Below are 20,418 nucleotides of genomic sequence, written 5' to 3' on the forward strand. Positions count from 1 at the left end.
CGGCGGATTGTCGTCTGCCCTGCAGGCGACGAGGTCGCAGCTTTAGCTGATGTCACAACTGAATGAAAAAAGGCGGCTATTATACTGGAAATTCTGTCGTTCGATAAGTCCGACGCACGATGTACGCTGCTTTGCTGCGCGCTTAACGTCTACACTCACATAAATTAACAATATTTGTTACCCTTTTGCTGAAGCCGCGCAGGTATTGTAGCCGCCTGACAACAGAAGAAGATACGGGGATACCATGTTAGAACTCAATGCAAAAAAAACGGCGCTGGTGGTGATCGATCTGCAGGAAGGTATTCTGCCTTTCGCCGGCGGACCACATCGGGCTGACGAGGTGGTGGCGCGTGCCGCTCGCCTGGCAGACAAGTGTCGACAACAGGGTTCACCGGTCATCATGGTCCGCGTCGGCTGGTCGTCCGATTTCGCCGAAGCGCTGAAACAGCCTGTCGACGCTCAGGCCGGGGCGCATACGCTGCCTGAACACTGGTGGACCTACCCGGCCACGCTGGGTAAGCAGGAGAGCGATATCGAAGTGACCAAACGCCAGTGGGGCGCGTTCTATGGCACCGACCTTGAGCTTCAGCTGCGCCGCCGCGGTATCGACACCATTATTCTCTGCGGTATCTCCACCAACATCGGCGTCGAATCCACCGCCCGCAACGCCTGGGAGCTGGGTTTTAACCTGGTCATCGCCGAAGATGCCTGCAGCGCCGCCTCCGCCGAGCAGCATCAGGGCAGCATGACGCATATTTTCCCGCGCATCGGTCGGGTGCGCAGCACCGAGGAGATCCTCGCCGCGCTATGATTTATATTGGGCTTCCCCAGTGGTCGCACCCGAAATGGGTGCGCCTTGGCATCACCAGCCTTGAAGAGTACGCCCGCCACTTCAATTGCGTGGAGGGTAACACCACCCTGTATGCGCTACCGAAGCCGGAGATTGTCACCCGCTGGTATGAACAAACCCATGATGACTTCCGCTTCTGCTTTAAATTCCCGGCCACCATCTCGCACCAGGCCGCCCTGCGTCATTGCGACGATTTAAGCAGTGAATTTTTTGCCCGCCTGGCGCCGCTGGCCTCGCGCATCGGCCAGTACTGGCTGCAGCTGCCGGCGACCTTCGGTCCTCGCGATCTCCCCGCGCTATGGCATTTTCTCGACGGGCTGCCGAAGGATTTCACCTACGGCGTCGAGGTTCGTCACCCCGAATTCTTCGCCAAAGGCGAAGCGGAACAGCAGCTCAACCGCGGGCTGCACGAGCGCAACGTTAACCGCGTGATCCTCGATAGCCGCCCGGTCCACAGCGCTGCGGCCACCAGTCCGGCGATGATCGACGCGCAGAAAAAGAAACCCAAAGTGCCGGTACATGCGGTGATGACCGCCCGGCAGCCGATGGTACGCTTTATCGGCGGTGACGACATGGCCCACAACCGGGAACTGTTTCGCGTCTGGCTGCAGACCCTGCCGAAGTGGCATCAGTCTGGCACCCCGTGGCTGTTCCTGCATACCCCAGACATTGCTTACGCGCCGACGCTGGTCGATACGCTGTGGAGCGATCTGCGCACCGCCCTGCCGGCGGCAGGAAATGCGCCGTCGATTCCGCAGCAATCCTCCCTTTTCTGATATCCTGCTATCATAATCGGAGCCATCTGCCAGAGTTAAAGGGAGTTTTCGTATGGTCAGCGCGCTGTATGCCGTTTTAGGTGCGTTATTGTTAGTGAAGTTCTCGTTCGACGTGGTGCGGTTACGCACCCAATACCATGTAGGCTACGGTGACGGCGGCTTTAGCGAGCTACAGGTCGCCATCCGCGTTCACGGTAATGCCGTCGAATATGTGCCGATTGGCCTCATTTTGCTGTTATTTATGGAGATGAACGGCGCCCAGACCTGGATGGTGCACGTTTGCGGCATTTTATTGATTGTCGGGCGACTGATGCACTCCTGGGGTTTTCATCACCGCGTCTACCACTGGCGCCGCTCCGGCATGAGCGCCACCTGGTGCGCCTTGTTGCTGATGGTGCTGGCCAACCTCTGGTATATGCCCTGGGAGTTGGTTTTCTCCCTCCGTTAGCGCACAATACGCCGTTTTCGTTTTTTCGGGTTTAACGTTATGTCTCACCGCGATACGCTTTTTTCCGCGCCGATTGCCAGCCTCGGCGACTGGACCTTTGATGAACGGGTTGCTGAAGTCTTCCCGGATATGATCCAGCGCTCAGTGCCCGGCTATTCCAATATCATCTCGATGATCGGCATGCTGGCCGAGCGCTTCGTTCAGCCCAACACCCAGGTTTACGATCTTGGCTGTTCGCTGGGCGCCGCCACCCTCTCTGTGCGCCGCAATATTAGTCATCCGGGCTGTCGCATTATCGCCATCGACAACTCTCCCGCGATGGTAGAGCGCTGCCGTCGCCATATTGACGCCTATAAAGCGCCGACGCCGGTCGAGGTCATTGAAGGGGATATCCGCGATGTGGCCATTGAAAACGCCTCGCTGGTGATCCTGAACTTTACCATTCAGTTCCTTGAGCCGGGCGATCGCCAGGCGATCCTCAATAAAGTCTATCAGGGGCTTAATCCGGGCGGCGCGCTGGTGCTCTCGGAGAAATTCAGCTTCGAAGACGCCCACGTCGGCGAGCTGCTGTTCAATATGCATCATGATTTTAAACGCGCGAACGGCTACAGCGAGCTGGAGATCAGCCAGAAACGCAGCATGCTGGAAAATGTGATGCTGACGGACTCCGTGGAAACCCATAAAGCCCGCCTGCGTCAGGCTGGGTTTGAACATGCCGAACTGTGGTTCCAGTGCTTTAACTTTGGCTCGCTGGTGGCAGTAAAATCCGGGGAGCAGGCATGATCGACTTCAGTAATTTCTATCAGCTGATCGCCAAAAGCCCGCTATCTCACTGGCTGGAAACCTTGCCAGCTCAGGTAGCCGCCTGGCAGCGCGAGGCCCTGCACGGCAAGTTTCGCGAATGGGAGCGCGCCGTTGAGTTTCTTCCGGAATTAACGCCGTGGCGTCTGGATCTCCTGCACAGCGTCACCGCCGAGAGCGAAACTCCGCTCAGCGAAGGCCATCAGCTGCGGGTAGAAAACCTGCTTAAAAACCTGATGCCGTGGCGCAAAGGGCCTTATTCGCTGTACGGCATTAATATCGATACCGAATGGCGTTCCGACTGGAAATGGGAGCGCGTCCTGCCGCACCTGTCCGATCTTACCGGGCGGACTATCCTCGACGTGGGCTGCGGCAGCGGCTATCACATGTGGCGAATGATCGGCGCCGGCGCGCATCTGGCGGTCGGCATCGATCCCACCCAGCTGTTCCTGTGCCAGTTTGAAGCGGTGCGTAAGCTGCTCGGCAACGACCAGCGGGCGCATCTCCTGCCGCTGGGCATCGAGCAGCTGCCGGCGCTGGAGGCCTTCGACACAGTGTTCTCGATGGGCGTGCTCTACCACCGCCGCTCGCCGCTGGACCATCTGTGGCAGCTGAAAGATCAGCTGGCGCCGGGAGGCGAGCTGGTGCTGGAGACGCTGGTGGTCGAAGGGGATGAAAATACGGTGCTGGTTCCGGGCGACCGCTATGCGCAGATGCGCAACGTCTATTTTATTCCCTCGGCGGCGGCCCTGAAAATGTGGCTGGAGAAGTGCGGGTTTATCGATGTGCGCATCGTCGATGCCTGCGTCACCTCGACCGATGAGCAGCGGCGCACCGAATGGATGACCAGTGAATCGCTGGCCGATTTCCTCGACCCGCAGGATCAGCGCAAAACCGTGGAGGGGTATCCGGCTCCGCTGCGCGCGGTGATTATCGCCACCAAACCGGAAACGCAGCAGTCGCTGGCAAAAAAAGCGAGATAAAAAAAGGCCCCTGTTTAATGGGCAGGGGCCTGGTACGGGCAATCATCATATTGGGCGACATGATGTGCAGCAAAAAACCGTTTAACTTCTCCAGGCGGAGATAATCCCTTTCATCTCCGCCACCGCTTCGCCATTGACGGCGTAGCGCCTGTATTCGTCCGCATCGGGATCGGCTGACATCGAAACGCCTGGATGACGAAAGCGCATCTCCGATGGCAACCACTGGCCTGCAGAGCTATGAACCTCTTTCACCCCCGCCTGCAGCAACAGCGGCAAGTTCGCGGCGCGCACTCCCGCACCGGCCATAATGATTGGAGTATCCCCTGCGGCAATAAGTTCCGTAATTAATGAAATACCTTTCTCCGCCGAGGATTGCTGACCGGAAGTCAGGATACGTTTAACCCCCAGCTCACCCAGCGTCTTCCAGGCCTGACGCGGGTCGGCACACAGATCGAACGCGCGATGAAAGGTCACCGCCAGCGGCCCGGCCGCGGCCATTATTTTTTTCATCCGCGGGATATCGACCTGGCCATCGGCATTCAGTACGCCGGTCACCACCCCGGGAAAACCGAGCTCCCGCACCATGCGGATATCGCTAAGCATCGCGGCGAACTCCTGTTCGGTGTAGCAGAAATCGCCGCCGCGCGGGCGAACGATCGGATGCACCGGGAGGGTAATCGCCTCGCGGACCGAGACCAGCACCCCATAAGAGGGTGTTAATCCCCCTTCCTGCGGCGCGGCGCAGAGTTCAATACGATCGGCGCCGCAGCGCTCAGCCTCCCGAGCGCACGCCATGCTGTAGCAACACACTTCCAGTACCGCCATTCCTCTCTCCCTGATCCAGACAACCTTTGCAGCATGTCATGATTTCACGCGGCAGACGCCGCGCGGCTTCACACTGTTACGTATCAGCTTGCTCGCTGGCGACGATTTGTTCAATCGACCACGGATGAAATTTCACCGTCACGCTGCCGTCGGTCACCGCCAGGGTGGGATTCGGCAGACGCTCATGCTGCCCTTTCGGCGAGCTGGTTTTGACGACGATCCCCGGCTGGCTGAGTCCATCATCGGCCAGCAGCGCCAGCGCGCGGGCATTTAAGGTTGCCGGATCGCCAGGCAGGACAATTTCAATATGCTCCCAGCCTTCATGGGGATAACGCTTTTCACCCGGCCACGGCAGCTCAATGATATGGAAGCGCCAGTGCGCCACGCAGACCGGCTCCGCCAGCTTGAACAGGCAAATGGGCCGGCCGTTGATCATATTCTCCGACAGCAGGGTTCCGCACTGTTCCAGACCGCGGCGCCAGCGTTCCGCAGTGGTATTCTGATGACAGCGCAGGGAGATATGGTCGGCGTCGAGCCCGGCGATCTCCAGTCCCAGTCGCGCAGTGAAGCGCTGAAGCGCATCGGAAAATCGCGGGAGATCCGCCGTAATATCGGCCAGTTGTTCAATTTGCTGCCAGTTTGCCATGGGTTTGCTCGTCAATGATGCTCGTCAGTAATGAAAAGGTAATTTACCGTGTTTCGGTCTGCGGACCAACCGCCGCCCTGCTGATGGGCAACTGAACGGCGATGGATTGCGCACGCCGCCGCGCCGCGCGCAATGCTGACGGACGGGGACAAATGCAGTATACTCCCGCCCTAATTTGTCCACATTATGGCGCTGCCTCCCTCGGGGGCAGGCGCATTACACGTAAGGTATTCCGGTGAATATTCAGGCTCTTCTCTCAGAAAAAGTCAGCCAGGCCCTGATCGCGGCAGGCGCGCCTGCCGATTGCGAACCTCAGGTCCGCCAGTCAGCAAAAGTTCAGTTCGGTGACTATCAGGCCAACGGCGTGATGGCTGTCGCCAAAAAACTGGGCATGGCGCCGCGACAACTTGCAGAGCAGGTACTGTCTCATCTTGACCTCAACGGCATTGCCAACAAGGTTGAAATCGCCGGGCCGGGCTTTATCAATATTTTCCTCGATCCTGCTTTTCTGGCGGACAACGTCAACCGCGCGCTGCAGTCTGAGCGCCTGGGCGTCACGAAACCGCAGGCGCAGACTATCGTCGTCGACTACTCGGCACCCAACGTAGCGAAAGAGATGCACGTTGGCCATCTGCGTTCGACCATCATTGGCGATGCTTCAGTCCGTACCCTGGAGTTCCTGGGTCATAAGGTGATCCGCGCCAACCACGTCGGCGACTGGGGCACCCAGTTCGGTATGCTGATCGCGTATCTGGAAAAACAGCAGCAGGAAAACGCCGGTGAGATGGCCCTGGCCGACCTCGAAGGTTTCTATCGCGAAGCGAAAAAGCACTACGATGAAGACGAAGCCTTTGCCGAGCGCGCACGTAGCTACGTGGTTAAACTGCAGGGCGGCGATCAGTACTTCCTGCAGATGTGGCGTAAGCTGGTCGACATCACCATGTCGCAAAACCAGATCACCTACGATCGCCTGAATGTGACGCTGACCCGCGATGACGTAATGGGTGAGAGCCTGTACAACCCGATGCTGCCGGGGATCGTCGCCGATCTGAAAGCCAAAGGGCTGGCCGTCGAGAGCGAAGGCGCCACCGTGGTGTTCCTTGATGAGTACAAAAACAAGGAAGGCGAACCGATGGGCGTCATCATCCAGAAAAAGGATGGCGGCTACCTTTACACCACCACCGATATCGCCTGCGCAAAGTATCGCTATGAAACGCTGCACGCCGACCGCGTGCTCTATTACATCGACTCTCGTCAGCACCAGCACCTGATGCAGGCGTGGACCATCGTGCGTAAAGCAGGCTACGTGCCGGACTCTGTGCCGCTGGAGCACCATATGTTCGGTATGATGCTGGGGAAAGACGGCAAGCCGTTTAAAACCCGCGCCGGCGGTACCGTGAAGCTGGCCGATCTGCTGGACGAAGCGCTGGAGCGCGCCCGTCGCCTGGTAGCGGAGAAGAACCCGGACATGTCGGCTGACGAGCTGGAAAATCTGGCGAAAGTGGTCGGTATCGGCGCGGTGAAATATGCCGATCTGTCGAAAAACCGCACCACCGATTACGTTTTTGACTGGGATAATATGCTGGCGTTCGAAGGCAACACCGCGCCGTATATGCAGTATGCCTATACCCGCGTGCTCTCCGTCTTCCGCAAAGCCGGCATCGACGAAAACGCGATGAACGACGCGCCGGTGGTCATCGCCGAAGATCGCGAAGCCCAGCTGGCCGCGCGCCTGCTGCAGTTTGAAGAGACCCTCTCCGTGGTCGCTCGCGAAGGGACGCCGCACGTGATGTGCGCCTACCTGTACGATCTGGCGGGGCTATTCTCCGGCTTCTACGAGCATTGCCCGATCCTCAGCGCGGAAAGCGAAGAGACCCGCAACAGCCGCCTGAAGCTGGCGCTGCTGACGGCGAAAACCCTCAAGCTGGGTCTCGATACCCTGGGTATCGAAACCGTAGAGCGTATGTAACAAACAACCCGGCGAAAGCCGGGTTAGTTTTATTCGGCGCCCCGTCAGCGGGGCCCCTGCTCAGAAATACTTGCGCAGATACTCGGTCAGACAAAGGATCGCCATCGCCTGGCCATAGGGCATCGAGGTAAGCGGGATCTGGCGATAAAAATCAAGGTCTGCCCCCATTCCGGTGCCAAACGAGGTCTGCAGCAGCTCCCCCTGCGGCGAAATATTCTGCACAATCCCGCGAATCGCTTTTTCAGCCACCCCGGCATAGTGCTGCCCGACGTAACGCTTGCGCACCGCTTTGAGAATGCCGTAGGCAAAGCCGGCGGTCGCGGAGGCCTCAGGATAAGAGTGCGGATCGTCCAGCAGGGTATGCCACAGGCCGCTGTCGTCCTGGCATTTTGCTAAGGCGGCAATCTGTGCGTCGAGTACCGTCATCAGATAACGCCGTACCGCGTTCCCCTCGGGGAGATCCACCAGCTCCAGAAAGTCCGGGATCACCATGGTGAGCCAGCTGTTGCCCCGCGCCCAGCGCGCCCGGGCAAAGTTGTGCCGCCCCTCATAACTCCAGCCGTGAAACCACAGCCCGGTCTCCCGGTCCATCAGGTTCTGCACATGGAGCAGGAACTGATAGGTCGCCTCCTCCACATACTGCGGGCGATTAAGCAGCTTGCCAATTTTGGCTAACGGCAGCACGGTCATCATCAGCGTGTCATCCCACATTTGCTGATGGTTCTCCTCCGCCAGGGTCATGTGCTGCATGCCGCCCTGCTCGGTGCGCGGCATCTCATGCATCGCCCACTCCGCCCAGCTCTCCAGCCACGGCAGATACGCCATCCGGCCGGTCTCTTCAAAGCGGTATGCCAGGGTCAGGAACGGGGCCATCGTATTGACGTTTTTGGTCGTTGCCCCCTCGGCGAAGCGGTCGGCAAACCAGCGGTCGATGATATCGCGCATCTCGATATCGCCGGTTTGCTGATAATACTGATAGATGCCGTACAGCCCAACGCCGTGGGTCCACTCCCAGCCGGCCCAGCCTTTGGTATCGATCACGCGCCCGTCATCGAGGCGCAGTAAAAATTGCCCGCTCTCATCCTTAATGTTCACCAGGTTTTGCGTCACGTTGCGGATCAGTGCCTGCAGTTCGCTGCGGGCGATAAAACGCTCAGGCTGACACAGTAATGGGCTATGTTTGACTGGCCAAACTTTCATGTTGTTAACCTCGGGTGTATGTCGAATTTAAAGCGCCGCCTTGGGTGAGCCCCGGGGCAGCAGGTTTATGACGATTCAGATAGCCAATATTGTTATTGCCCCACAGGCAGTCGTAAGGCATCCCCGCCAGCATCTCGACCACCGCGCGGTGTTCTGCAATGGTCTGTTCCGGCTGGGCACTGCCGAGATCGCGCATTCTGAGGGTTTCACTGCGCAGGATGCTGTGGGTGTGCAGGTTGAGCTTGAAGCGTAGCGAGACGAGGAAGCCGCAGGCTAACACCACCAGAGTGCCGACGCTGAGGATCAGCAAAATGGTATGACTCACCCCTGGCGGTTGTATTTTTTGCCCGGAGACAAACCCCGACAGCTGCATGATGATACCCACCAGCATCACCGCCCCGCCTGCGAGGCTTTGCGGGTCAGCGTCATGATGCCGGCAAAAATTCCTTCGCGGCGCTGGCCGGTGATCGCCTCGTCGACGTCGGCAATATAGGTATAGGTATTCCACGGTACGTAGTTAATCCCGCCGCGTCCCAGTCCGGCGACAGCAGAGATGAGCAGCAGTAAGGAATAGACGTCGCTCAGTCCGGCGTAATAGAGCAGCGCATACGAGAGCGAGCTCAGGCCAAACAGGACCACCACCATGCGGTAGGACGGCGCGGGACCAAAGCGAATGCACAACGGGATCATGGCGATCACCGCAATAAACTGGAAGATGGCCATCGTCCCGAGCAGATTCGAGGCGACAGAGGCTTCCTGCATCAGGACAAAAACCACGTAATAGGTAAACACGGCATTGAAGACGTCCTGGGCGATATAGCCCCCCAGATACATGCCGAGGTGCTGGCGGAAAATTTTTATCCGCAGCGTGGAGCTTAGCTCAATCACCAGGCGATTGAGGCTCTGAGCGAGGGTTAAGTTTTGTTTTTCCGCTTCCGCCCGCAGCGCCGCCTCTGACCACGCCTCACGCGGCCGTTCCCACGTGAAGCACCAGACGAAGGTCAGCATCACCGCGCACAGGACCGAGAACACCAGACTGGCATAAAAGAATGAGCTGGCATTGTCTTTCCCGAGCCAGGTGAGGAGGATCCCCGGCAGAAAGGAGGCTAAAATCGCCGACATTTGCGCCATCGAGATGCGCGCGCCAGAAAATTTGGTTTTCTGTTTAAAGTCATCAGTCATCTCTGGCACCAGCGTTTCGTAGGGCACCAGAATCATGGTGTAAACCATATCAAACAGCAGATAGGTGACGAGGTAGTACCAGAAGCCCATCTCGCCGACCCACATCGCTGAATAGCTGAATACGCACGGAATACCGAGCAGAATAAAGAATTTTCTGCGACCGAAGCGCTTTCCGAGCCAGGTGGTGCCGAAGTTATCGGTGAGAAAGCCCATCAGCGGGCTCACCACCGCATCCAGCACGCGGGCAGCAGCAAAAATAAGCGTGGCCTCAATCGGGGTCAGTCCGCAGAAGGTCGTGTAAAAGTAGAGTAGCCATGCGGCAGTTAGCGCTGTCGTGCCGGCGCCGAGAAAATCGCCCGCGCCGTAGGCCAGGTAGTTAGCCAGTCCAATTTTTCGTGTTTTCATCGCCGTGATCCTGTGTCTTTTATTAAAAGAACGCCGACAATCGTTCCGGATTTGCCACCGGAAGGGAGTGGGTACCTGGCTACACTAAAAGCAGTGAAACGACGTTACCTTTGTGTTTTTGCCACGGAACAACCGCCGGTGGCAAAATGACAAAGAGACGATGTCTCTACTTCACTCATTTATAAAACAGCATTTCTTTTAAATAAAAAGGCAGGTTCATTTATGTGATCTTGTGAGGAAAACACGGACTGGCGAAGAGCGTCGCAAATCACGGGAGCAACCCTTGCGCCGCTGGGGAAACAGGAGTAAAGAAAGAAGGGTTATTCCGCGTATCTCAAGGAGGCCAGATGCCTTATTCACATCTGCTGGTTGCCGTCGCGCCAACGCCGGAGAGTCAGATATTAATTAAAAAAGCGGTGTCGATTGCCCGCCCCGTTAACGCGAAAGTGAGCTTTATCACCTTCGCCACGGATCCGGAGATGTATAACCAGTTCGCCGCACCGATGATGGAAAATCTGCGTGAGCTGATGCAGGAAGAAACGCGGGAGTTTCTCAATGAGCTGGCACGTCAGGCGGACTACCCGATAGAAAAAATGACCATCGCCTGCGGCGAACTGGGTCACCATGTCAAAGACTTTTGCCTGTCGCACAAGGTTGATCTGGTGATCTGCGGCAATCACAACCACTCGCTTTTCTCGCGCGCCACCTGCTCGGCGAAAAATATCGTCGGCAGTAGCGGCGTCGATGTTCTGCTGGTTTCCCTTGAAAAGGGCTAACGCCGGTTAGCCCTTTTCCTGAACTAGGCCAGTTTAGGGAAGGTGGCTATCTTCCCCCGCAGGCGGCTCTCCTCGCTGCGCGGCGAAATATGCTGCAGATCGTCGACAAAACGCGCCTGCCAGTTATGAATATCATTCTCTCTGATCACGTCCAGCATCGCGGAATGACGGGCGATACGTTCCGCCAGCGGCATGCTGAGAGCACGATCCAGCGCGGTGGCAACCTCATCGCGATCGTAAGGGTTGACGATCAGCGCGCTGGTCAGCTCCTGCGCCGCCCCGGCAAACTGCGACAGGACCAGAACCCCGGGGTTATCCGGATCCTGCGCCGCGACGTATTCTTTCGCCACCAGGTTCATGCCATCACGCAGCGGCGTCACCAGCCCGACGTCAGAGTAGCGGAAGACCTTCATCAGCAGCTTACGGTCAAAATGCTGGTTCAGGTAGTAGAGCGGGGTCCAGCCAAGCTGGCCAAACTGGCCATTGATGCGTCCGGCTGCCGTTTCCAGCTGGTGACGAATATCCTGATAGGCCTGTACATCGCCACGGGAAGTGGGCGCGATCTGAGTATAACGGATCTTGCCATGATGTTGAGGGTACTTCTCAAGCAGCGTCTCATAGGCGAGGAATCGCTCCGGCAACCCTTTCGAGTAGTCAAGCCGCTCCACGGAGAAGATATTCTTCACATTTTTCAGCTCATTCTTCAGCTGAGCCAGCTTCGGCGGCAGCGGGCCTTTGGCGTTGCGCGTAATTTCGTCCGGATCGATCCCAATCGGATAAACCTCGGTACTGAACGCCTTACCCCATGCCTGATAGCGTTTGTCCCCGAGATCGGAGAGTCGGGTCTGCATGGCAATGCTGTCAAGAAAGGCGGTTCTGTCGCTTTCGGTCTGGAAGCCCAGCAGATCGTAATCGCACAGTTGCTCCAGCAGCTCGGCATGCGGCGGTAGCGCGTTAAAAATCTCCGGCGTCGGGAATGGAATATGCAAAAAGAAGCCGATCCGGTTGTTCACTCCGCGCTTACGCAGTTCACTGGCGAAAGGCAGCAGATGGTAATCATGGATCCACAGCGTATCGTCTGGCTCGATCAGCGGCAGAAGCTTGTCCGCCAGCATCGCGTTGACCCGCAGATATCCCTCCCAGGCTTCGCGCTGGAAGCTGACCAGGTCAAGACGATAGTGGAAGGCCGGCCACAGCACGGCGTTGGAAAACTGGTTGTAATATTCATCATGGTCCCGTTCATTCAGGTTGAACGACGCCCAGGAGATATTTCCGCGGGAGACCTGCTTCAGCGGCTGCTGGTCATCGCCAATTTCGCCGCTCCAGCCAAACCACAGACCCCCCGCCGCTTTCAGTGCCCCCAGGATGCCGACGGCCAGACCGCCAGCGCTCGATTTTTTATCGTCCGGTAAGGCGATACGGTTAGAGACTACGACTAAACGACTCATGGTCATCCCTCCTTTCGGTTTGCGCGTCATACGCCAGATGTTGCAACCACGTCCTTACAGCGGCGGCATCCGCCAACCGCCAGTGCGCCTGAGTTTCCCCGGCGCCGACTTTTACCGACATTCCCTGCAGTTGATTAACCACGCTAAATCCCGCCTCATCGGTCAAATCATCGCCGACAAAAACCGGTTCGCGGCCGGCAAACGGCGCCTCCTGCATGAAGGCGCTGATCGCCTCCCCTTTGTTCACTCCGCGGGGTTTAATCTCCACCACGCATTTACCCAGCTGCAATGCCAGCAGCGGGTAGCGCTGAACGATGCGCTGAGCCAGCTCCAGTACTGCGCTCTGCTGCTGCGGAGCCTGGCGGTAGTGCAGCGCGAAGGCCATCTCTTTACTCTCCAGCTCGCAGCCGGGGAGCCCCTGCAGCGCCGAGGTCAGCTCAGTCGCGATTTCATCGCGCAGCGCCGACGGCAGAGAAACGATATAGGTTTTACCATTGATATCACGGCGTTCTGCCCCGTGAACGCCGGCCAGCGGTAGCCGCCAGGGATGGGTTAGCGCGTCAAGTTCAGCCATTGAGCGCCCTGAAATCAATGCCACCGCCCCACCCTGCTGCTGGGCCAGCGCGTTGAGCGCCTGCAGCGTGTTGTCGGGTATCACCACCTGATCGGGGTGCGGTTGGATATCGGCAAGAGTACCGTCGAGGTCAAAGAAAAAAGCGTAGTTTCCGGTTAGCGCAGGCGGTACAGATATCTGGTTATCCACCCTGTTTCCTCCTTATCATGGCCAGCCGAAGCTGGTTGTTAATTATATGTTAGCCATGTAAGTATAGACAGTGTGACCAACCTCGCCATTTTTGATAGTTACCGCCAGCGAAACGGGCGCTGGCGGTAATTACTCTGTAGACTTAAAAGTTATGCCTGAAATCAGGCCGCGCGTTTGGCTTTTTGTTTGTAGCGGTCAAAAATCACCGCCGCCAGCAGGATCACACCGCGCACGACGTATTGTGAGAAAGGCGAGATGTTCAGCAGGTTCATCGCGTTCTCCACGGTCCCGAGGATCAGGATCCCGGCGACCACGTAGGAGATCTTGCCGATCCCGCCCTTCAGCGATACCCCGCCCAGCACGCAGGCTGAAATAACAATCAGCTCATAGCCAATCGAGGTCATCGGCTGGCCGCTGGTCATCCGCGACGCCAGAATGATCCCCGCGGCGGCCGATACCAGACCGGAGAGCACAAAGATAATAATCTTGGTGCGCACCACCGGGACCCCGGCCAGACGCGCCGCCTCTTCATTGCCGCCAATAGCCAGCGTATTACGGCCAAAGGTGGTTTTGTTTAGTAATAATCCGAAAACCACCAGGCAGGCGACCGTCAGCCAGATTGGCGCCGGCAGACCAAACCAGTTGGCGTAGCCGAGAGTGAAGAAGCGCTCATCTTCGATCCCCACCGCTTTCCCGTCGGAGATAATGTAGGCCAGGCCCCGGACGATTTGCATCGTCGCGAGGGTGGTGATCAGCGCGTTAATCTTCAGGCGCGCAATAACAAAGCCGTTGACCAGACCACTGACCGCGCCCAGCAGCAGGCCGGCGGCAATCCCCAGCCACAGGCTTTCGCTCAGGTTAATCACCACTGCGGTAGTGACCCCGGCACAGGCGATAACCGACGCCACCGACAGGTCAAAATCGCCGGAGGCCAGGCAGAAGAGCATGCCGCAGGCCACCATTCCGGACATCGAGATCGCCAGCCCCAGCCCCTTCATATTGACGAATGAGGCAAAGTTGGGCACAAAAATTACGCAGCCGATAAACAGCACAGCAAACACCACCAGCATGCCAAACTGATCCCAAATGCGGGCAAAGCTAAAGGCAGAGCGGGTAGCGCCAGACGTAGTCACAGATGACATCATTTACTCCTTACTCAGGCGACAGCCTGACTCACTTTTGGCATCGCAAGGCTTAACGCCTGCTGTTCATTGGCTTCTTCATGCAGCAGTTCGCCGGCGATTTGCCCCTCGCGCATCACCACGATGCGGTCAGCGACGCCCAGCACTTCCGGCAGGTCGCTGGAGGCAAACACCACGGCAACACCTGAGGCGGCGAGGCCATATATCACGTTGTAAATTTCATGTTTGGCGCCGACGTCGATGCCGCGGGTGGGCTCATCGAGCAGGATCACCTTCATCTCTTCCGACAGCCAGCGGCCAAGGATCGCTTTCTGCTGGTTGCCGCCCGACAGGTTCATGATCAGCTGTTCCGGGCCAGGCGTTTTAATGTTCAGCGACTGGATATGCTGATCGGCATTGTCTGCCTCCCAGGCGTTGTTGATCAGGCAGCCAGCGTGAATATGCTTGCGCCGGGCGCTGATATTGATATTGTCGCGTACGGAGTGAACCGGAATAATCCCCTCTGCTTTGCGATCTTCCGGGCACAGCATCATCCCGGCCTGGATGGCCTGGGCCGGTTTACGAATGTCGACGGGCTGGCCATCGATATACACCTGACCGCCGGTGATCCGGGTGCCGCCAAATAAGCCTTTCATCAGTTCGCTGCGCCCGGCGCCCACCAGCCCGAACAGGCCGACGATTTCGCCACTGCGTACCGAGAGGCTGACCGGCGTACGCACGCCCGGTGCTTTGACCTCCTCCAGACGCAGCCGCTCTTCGCCATAGGGGCGAGGTTTCCAGCCGTATATATCGCCCAGATTGCGCCCCACCATCGCCTGAACCAGGGCGTCATGACTGACGCTCGGCATATCGTCAAAAGTGCAGACATAGCGGCCATCCTTAAAGACGGTGATGGCATCGCTGAGGGCAAAAATTTCTTCCATCCGGTGCGAAACATAGATGATGACTCGCCCCTCCTCCCGCAGTTCGCGGATAACGCGAAACAGATTGTCTATCTCGCGGGCGGAGAGCGAACTGGTCGGTTCATCGAAAGCGATGATCTTGGCATTGCGCGCCAGCGCTTTGGCAATCTCCACCATCTGCCACTGGCCTATAGAGAGATACTTCAGCGGCGTCTCCGGATCGATATCCAGCCCCAGATGTTCCAGCTGCAGGCGGGCCTCATAGTTGAGCAACGATCGGTTGACGATACCGCCTCTGTGCGGTAGCTGGCCAAGATAGATATTTTCGGCGACGGTCATCTCCGGGATCAGATGCAGCTCCTGGTAGATAATCGCCACGCCGGCGTTCAGCGCCTCCATGGTATTGCTGAACGCCATCTGCTGGCCGCCGATCTGCAGGTGGCCAGCGGTCGGAATATAGTTGCCGCTGAGAATTTTCAGCAGCGTCGATTTGCCTGCGCCATTTTCACCCATCAGCGCGTGGATCTGTCCGGGGTAGCAGTCAAAACTGATATCGGACAAAGCCTTTACGCCAGGGAACGTCATGGTGATGCCGCGAAATGAGAGATAAGGGGTAGACTGTTGCATAACGACTCCGCTCTTCAGCACTCAGCCCCCGCCGCGGCGGGGGCCAGTTCAACCAGGCTGTTACAGCCCTTTTTTCGCCAGCTCTTCTTTGAAGTTATCGCGGGTAATCAGCACCACATCGGTCACCGCCGTGAACTTCGGCGGCTCAACGCCCTTAGTGACCCAGTTGTAGAGCATTTCGCTGGTTTTATAGCCATGAATATCCGGGCTTGGCAGCAGGGAACCATAGAAGCCGGTCGGTTGCGCCTTCGACAGTTCGTTGACCGCATCCACACCGTTGATGCCGATGCCAATCACATCCGGTGCTTTAAAGCCCTGGCCTTCAGTGGCACGCACGCCGCCGAGCACGGTGTTGTCGTTCATCCCCACGATCAGCCAGTGTTTCACCTGCGGGTGCTGGACCAGCATGGAGTTACCGGCGTCAAACGCCCCCGGGATATCGTTAGATTTTGTCGGCACGCGGTAGATTTGCGCGTCCGGGAAGCCGGCTGCCTTCAGGGCATCGATGGAGCCGGTGGTGCGACGACGGGCGGTGTCCAGCTCATCGGCGGTGATAGCCATCACCGCGGTGTCTTTAACATCCCAGCCGCGTTTTTGCATCTCTTTATAGAGTTCCTGCCCCTGGCGGGCGCCGATTTCGCTGGCCGCCATCATCACCAGCGGTACGCTCTCCATCGGTTTGCCTTTCGCATTGACGAACTGGTCATCGACGGTAATGACCTTCATGTCATAGCCGCGCGCTTTGGCGACAATCGCCGACCCGAGCTTGGGATCGGGGGTACAGATGACAAAGCCCTTCGCGCCGCTGGCTGCCAGGCTGTCGATTGCGTTGAGGGTTTTCTCACCATCCGGAACCGCAATTTTAATGACGTCAAACCCTAAATCTTTTCCTGCTTTATCAGCAAATTTCCACTCAGTCTGGAACCATGGCTCTTCCGGCTGCTTCACCAGAAAACCCAGTTTCAAATTTTCCGCCATAGCTGATTGTGACATAACCGCAGCGAGACCAATGGCCGCCAGCGCTTTAGTAAATTTGTGCATGGTAAACTCCAGCTTTAATTCGCTTTCATGTAGGGAAAAATCGGAATTAACAATTTTATCGGCATCAAAACAAGGCATTAGAAAAATCGCATTCCCCACTGCCGTTGTTAGAGTAGTAATACCCGGAAATTATTTCTCCATACGAGAGCATTATCACATCGCGGAATTACAGTAATTGCGTGCATACATTTAGCAAAAAATGACATAAAAAATGACACAATTGTCATACAATTTTACCGGGCTATAGCAGGATCATCTATACCACCAGCAGACTTATCCTTGTGATGTCAGAGGATGTTTAACAGAGGGTTACAGCGCTGTTATCCCCGGCGATTGCCGGCCTCGTAAAGGGCGTTCGCCTCTGTGCCTCTTAAGTGACAACAGCCCCGTATCGCCGGGCGACCGGGACCGCTTAATATCGCGAAAAAACGGATCTTTTCCGTAATTAATACCGAATTGAAAAAATATTCCGCTTCAAATAAAAGCCTGCAACAAAAAATAAAAATAATGATCATTAGCCAGAAACATTACGCTTGAAATAACTTATTCCGCTCTGTTCTACGACAAATTTCTTAGTCAAATACCTATAACTTATCACTAACGCGATGCCAGCAAGCCCCGGCCAACGGCGCATGATTTCAGTCCAGATACCCTCTAAAAATAATGGTGTAACAAAACGTAAATTACCGCGATTGAGAGTTTTCTTAATTCCGTTGAGCGAGTATTCTTAAATCGTCGGCAAATGGAAAAAATACCCGGCTCATACGGAATGTGTAGAGTTTTATTATTCTGCAACAGTGCCGCGTGTCACTATTTTATCTTGTGGTTATCCGCAGGATCTGTCGACACGCATCAGTAACCCCTTCCCGGTTAATAAGGATATTTTTTTATGGCAGTTCCAGGAATGGCACAAAAGCTAAACACCCAGATGAATCTTGAGTTTCACGCCTCTAACGTTTACCTGAACTTAAGCGAGTGGTGTGCCCGGCATCGCTTCGACGGCGCCGCGACATTTTTGCGCACCCGCGCGCAAAGCAGCATCACCCTCACCATGCGCGTATTTGACTATCTGAAAAAAGCCGGCAGCTGGCCGATAGTGAATCCCGACCGCGCCTGTAATCCCCAATGCACCTCGCTGGAAGATCTGTTTACCCAAACCCTGAACGATTACCAACAGCGCAGCAGTATGCTGAGCGGTCTTGCCGAAGAAGCCAGGGCGCAAAGCGACGACAACACCTGGCGATTTCTGACGCTGCTGGCGGAAGAGCAGCAACAGGATGGTCTGCTGTTGCAAAGCGTGCTTGAGGAAATCCGCAATGCCGATAAAGCTGGTCTCGGAATGGAGCAGACCGATCGGCGTCTGATGGCATTGGTCGGAGAACCACGGAAGCCGCATTAGTCAGCCATTTTCGCTCTGTCAGGGGGAGCGTGCCCACGCTGCCCCGTCTCTCGCTTTAAATCAGTTATGTCAATTTTTCCACCTCATTTATTCCCCAATAGAATAAAAAAGTTTTAACGCGATCGCATTCCCTCGTCACCGTTACCCCTTCTCAGGGATTAGTGAGCGCGGTCACTTTTTATCAAGCCACAAAGAAATATAAAAACAGTGTTTCAAAAATATAAAACACGAGGTTTATTTTTTTATGGCTAGATACACGGCTTCAGCCCCTGAAGGGCTGCAGGGAAGACCGATCTTGTTACGCCATCAGTTAGCTTACGGCGGTGGTAATCTGTTGGGGAGTGGCGCGCTGGCGATAAGCGGCGCCTGGCTGCTCTATTTTTATACGACTTTTTGCGGCCTGACGCTGATCGAGGCCTCATTTATCTTCTCCGTCGCCAGCATCATCGATGCTATCAGCAACCCGCTGATGGGCTATCTCACCGATAACTTTGGCAAAACGCGCTTAGGCAAGCGCTTTGGCCGCCGGCGTTTCTTTCTGCTGATCGGCATCCCCTTGATGATGTTCTACCCGCTGCTGTGGGTGGAAGGCCTGAGTTTCTGGTACTACCTCTGCACCTATGTGGTGTTTGAGATCATCTACACCTCTATCATGGTGCCTTATGAAACGCTGGCGACAGAGATGACCGATGATTTCTCGCTGCGCTCAAAACTGACCGGCTATAAAGCCATTTTCGGCAAGCTAGCCAACTTCCTTGCGGCGTTTATTCCCGGACAGTTCATTCTGCTGTATGGCAAAGATTCTGCCACCCCTTTCTTCCTCACCGGTCTGACCTACGGCGTTATCCTCATCGTCGCGATTTCCTGCCTGTGGCTTTGCAGCTGGGAACGAAAGCGCGAGGAAGAGATAGAAACCAGCGCCAGGAAAGGGCTGCTGAGCACCCTGCTGTCGCTGGCAAAAGACATGCGTTCCACCTTTTATCTGCGCGTATTCCGCAAACATCTTGGTATGTACCTGTGCGGGTTTGGCGCTGAATGGCTGTTTGCCTCCATCTTTACCTATTTCGTGATATTCGTTCTTCAGCACGACCCGGCGATGGTCGCCGGACTGAATAGCCTGAACTCGATTCTGCAGCTGATCTCTACGGCGCTGTTTATCGGCCTGTGCGTGAAAAAGGGCTTCAGCAAACCCTATATCCTGGCGCTGGGGATCGTGATTTTCGCGGTCCTGCTGTATACCTCGCTGTGGTTCTTCCATCTGCCGTCAGGCCTGGCGACGGTGCTGATGTTCGGCATTACCGTGCTGTTCGGCCTGGGTACCGGCGGGGTTTACTACATTCCCTGGACCGTTTACACCTTCCTGGCCGATGTCGATGAGATCTACACCGGACGCCGTCGGGAAGGGATCTATGCCGGCGCCATGACCTTCTCAGGGAAAATTCTGCGCTCGATTGTGGTGTTCTCGATGGGGGCGATCCTGAGCTTCTACGGTTTCCAGTCAAAAGCGCACAGCCAACCGGAAAGCGCGGTGACCGCTATCGCGGTGGTATTCTGCGTCGGGGTGATCGCGTTAGCGTTGGCCGCCATCGTCTTCAGCAAGCAGATGAAGCTGGATCGTAAAGCTCATCTGGTGGTGCTGCAGGAAGTCGCGCGGATCAAAGCGGGCGGAAAAATCAGCGATATCGCGCCGGATGTACGAGTTATCGTGGAGGATCTGGTCGGTCATCGCTACGAAGAGTGTTGGGGCAACAGCAAGTTGTTCAAAGATGCTGCCCCTGCGCCTGCGCAGACCGTCGTTTCCCATTAAAGAAGAAGGCCCCGCCGGTAAACGGCGAGGCCTGTTATTAATGCGTCTCTTCCTGCGGGGTAAACTTCAGCTCAATCAATGCGATCGCTTTTTGCACCGCGCGAAGGGTCACCGGATCGGCAGAGGCCGGATGGCTGGCGAAGTCGATAGCTTTCAGCTGAGTAGTCATTTTTTCACGCACTTCCACGGGCGCAATGACGTCAATGACATCGAGGATCTGTTTGATAACCAGCTGGCAAGCAACCACATCGGAAACCAGCTCATCGTGTTCGGTAAGATGTTGAGACATTAATTACTCCTTTTTTCAGGAGCGTAATAGTACCCTAAATTTTCACAGATAAAAAAACCTGCCGTCGCAGGTTTTTTTATCTACCCTACTGGCGGCGGAACTTCTCCTGCCGCTTTGCTCAGGCTCACATTCTTGATGG

General features: G+C 56.4%; 18 protein-coding genes and 2 pseudogenes. 9 read left to right on the top strand and 11 right to left on the bottom strand.

The features are described from left to right. Positions 1-244 precede the first annotated feature (244 nt). From HMPREF3142_RS18060 to cmoB, 5 genes are read left to right on the top strand one after another with little or no spacing between them, the layout of a single operon-like run. Positions 245-811 carry a hydrolase gene (locus HMPREF3142_RS18060; protein WP_070612272.1) on the top strand — a complete coding sequence of 189 codons (567 nt, stop codon included), beginning with the start codon at positions 245-247 and terminating at the stop codon, positions 809-811. Then, positions 808-1,626, top strand: a complete 819-nt coding sequence (locus HMPREF3142_RS18065) for a DUF72 domain-containing protein (protein ID WP_012967677.1) — start codon at positions 808-810, stop codon at positions 1,624-1,626. Before HMPREF3142_RS18060 ends, HMPREF3142_RS18065 begins: the two co-directional genes overlap by 4 nt. Before the next feature lie 52 nt (positions 1,627-1,678). Continuing rightward, positions 1,679-2,074 (top strand): MAPEG family protein, encoded by a 396-nt coding sequence (locus HMPREF3142_RS18070; protein ID WP_008804243.1) that lies wholly within the window; start codon positions 1,679-1,681, stop codon positions 2,072-2,074. Positions 2,075-2,113: 39 nt separating this feature from the next. Further along, complete coding sequence (gene cmoA, locus HMPREF3142_RS18075; protein ID WP_008804242.1) at positions 2,114-2,857, top strand: carboxy-S-adenosyl-L-methionine synthase CmoA; 744 nt, start codon at positions 2,114-2,116, stop codon at positions 2,855-2,857. Further along, positions 2,854-3,858 carry a tRNA 5-methoxyuridine(34)/uridine 5-oxyacetic acid(34) synthase CmoB gene (gene cmoB / locus HMPREF3142_RS18080; protein WP_008804241.1) on the top strand — a complete coding sequence of 335 codons (1,005 nt, stop codon included), beginning with the start codon at positions 2,854-2,856 and terminating at the stop codon, positions 3,856-3,858. Before cmoA ends, cmoB begins: the two co-directional genes overlap by 4 nt. A gap of 81 nt (positions 3,859-3,939) precedes the next feature. Here cmoB and cutC read toward each other — a convergent pair whose 3' ends face one another. After that, complete coding sequence (cutC, locus tag HMPREF3142_RS18085; protein WP_070612273.1) at positions 3,940-4,683, bottom strand: copper homeostasis protein CutC; 744 nt, start codon at positions 4,681-4,683, stop codon at positions 3,940-3,942. Between the two features lie 76 nt (positions 4,684-4,759). After that, positions 4,760-5,329: a VOC family protein gene (locus HMPREF3142_RS18090; protein ID WP_008804239.1), complete on the bottom strand. Its 570-nt coding sequence runs from the start codon at positions 5,327-5,329 to the stop codon at positions 4,760-4,762. Positions 5,330-5,564: 235 nt separating this feature from the next. Between HMPREF3142_RS18090 and argS the strand changes: the two genes are divergently transcribed. After that, positions 5,565-7,298 carry an arginine--tRNA ligase gene (gene argS / locus HMPREF3142_RS18095; protein ID WP_012541245.1) on the top strand — a complete coding sequence of 578 codons (1,734 nt, stop codon included), beginning with the start codon at positions 5,565-5,567 and terminating at the stop codon, positions 7,296-7,298. Between the two features lie 60 nt (positions 7,299-7,358). On the opposite strand, the gene HMPREF3142_RS18100 is transcribed toward argS, so the two are convergent. Next, entirely contained in the window at positions 7,359-8,498 is a 1,140-nt protein-coding gene (locus HMPREF3142_RS18100) for a beta-galactosidase BglB (protein WP_023322900.1), read from the bottom strand. Between the two features lie 4 nt (positions 8,499-8,502). After that, positions 8,503-10,085: pseudogene (locus tag HMPREF3142_RS18105) on the bottom strand (MFS transporter). 347 nt (positions 10,086-10,432) lie between these two features. Here HMPREF3142_RS18105 and uspC point away from each other — a divergent pair. Then, complete coding sequence (gene uspC / locus HMPREF3142_RS18110; protein WP_012541242.1) at positions 10,433-10,861, top strand: universal stress protein UspC; 429 nt, start codon at positions 10,433-10,435, stop codon at positions 10,859-10,861. A gap of 23 nt (positions 10,862-10,884) precedes the next feature. On the opposite strand, the gene otsA is transcribed toward uspC, so the two are convergent. From otsA to HMPREF3142_RS18135, 5 genes are all read right to left on the bottom strand, one after another. Beyond that, entirely contained in the window at positions 10,885-12,309 is a 1,425-nt protein-coding gene (gene otsA, locus HMPREF3142_RS18115) for an alpha,alpha-trehalose-phosphate synthase (RefSeq protein WP_008804234.1), read from the bottom strand. Next, positions 12,284-13,072 (bottom strand): trehalose-phosphatase, encoded by a 789-nt coding sequence (otsB, locus tag HMPREF3142_RS18120; protein ID WP_008804233.1) that lies wholly within the window; start codon positions 13,070-13,072, stop codon positions 12,284-12,286. Before otsB ends, otsA begins: the two co-directional genes overlap by 26 nt. 161 nt (positions 13,073-13,233) lie before the next feature. Beyond that, a complete protein-coding gene (gene araH / locus HMPREF3142_RS18125; protein ID WP_004203438.1) occupies positions 13,234-14,214 on the bottom strand; it encodes an L-arabinose ABC transporter permease AraH in 981 nt (326 codons plus the stop codon). 14 nt (positions 14,215-14,228) lie between these two features. Beyond that, positions 14,229-15,743, bottom strand: coding sequence for an L-arabinose ABC transporter ATP-binding protein AraG (araG, locus tag HMPREF3142_RS18130; protein ID WP_012967672.1), 1,515 nt, complete (start codon positions 15,741-15,743; stop codon positions 14,229-14,231). 60 nt (positions 15,744-15,803) lie between these two features. Then, entirely contained in the window at positions 15,804-16,784 is a 981-nt protein-coding gene (locus HMPREF3142_RS18135) for an arabinose ABC transporter substrate-binding protein (protein WP_002911518.1), read from the bottom strand. Between the two features lie 889 nt (positions 16,785-17,673). Here HMPREF3142_RS18135 and HMPREF3142_RS18140 point away from each other — a divergent pair. Then, positions 17,674-18,183: a non-heme ferritin-like protein gene (locus tag HMPREF3142_RS18140; protein WP_039103995.1), complete on the top strand. Its 510-nt coding sequence runs from the start codon at positions 17,674-17,676 to the stop codon at positions 18,181-18,183. Positions 18,184-18,247: 64 nt separating this feature from the next. Here HMPREF3142_RS18140 and HMPREF3142_RS30230 read toward each other — a convergent pair. Beyond that, positions 18,248-18,412, bottom strand: a pseudogene (locus HMPREF3142_RS30230) (succinate dehydrogenase). A 66-nt stretch (positions 18,413-18,478) separates the two neighbouring features. On the opposite strand from HMPREF3142_RS30230, the gene HMPREF3142_RS18145 reads away from it, so the two are divergent. Then, complete coding sequence (locus tag HMPREF3142_RS18145; protein ID WP_012541237.1) at positions 18,479-19,990, top strand: MFS transporter; 1,512 nt, start codon at positions 18,479-18,481, stop codon at positions 19,988-19,990. Between the two features lie 37 nt (positions 19,991-20,027). Here HMPREF3142_RS18145 and HMPREF3142_RS18150 read toward each other — a convergent pair whose 3' ends face one another. Continuing rightward, the gene (locus HMPREF3142_RS18150) at positions 20,028-20,279 is read right to left on the bottom strand and encodes a DUF2766 family protein (protein WP_002911524.1); all 252 of its coding nucleotides are present in this window, start codon (positions 20,277-20,279) and stop codon (positions 20,028-20,030) included. Positions 20,280-20,418: the final 139 nt, after the last annotated feature.

It is taken from the genome of Klebsiella sp. HMSC16C06, assembly GCF_001808325.1.
Classification (GTDB): Bacteria; Pseudomonadota; Gammaproteobacteria; order Enterobacterales; family Enterobacteriaceae; genus Klebsiella; species Klebsiella variicola.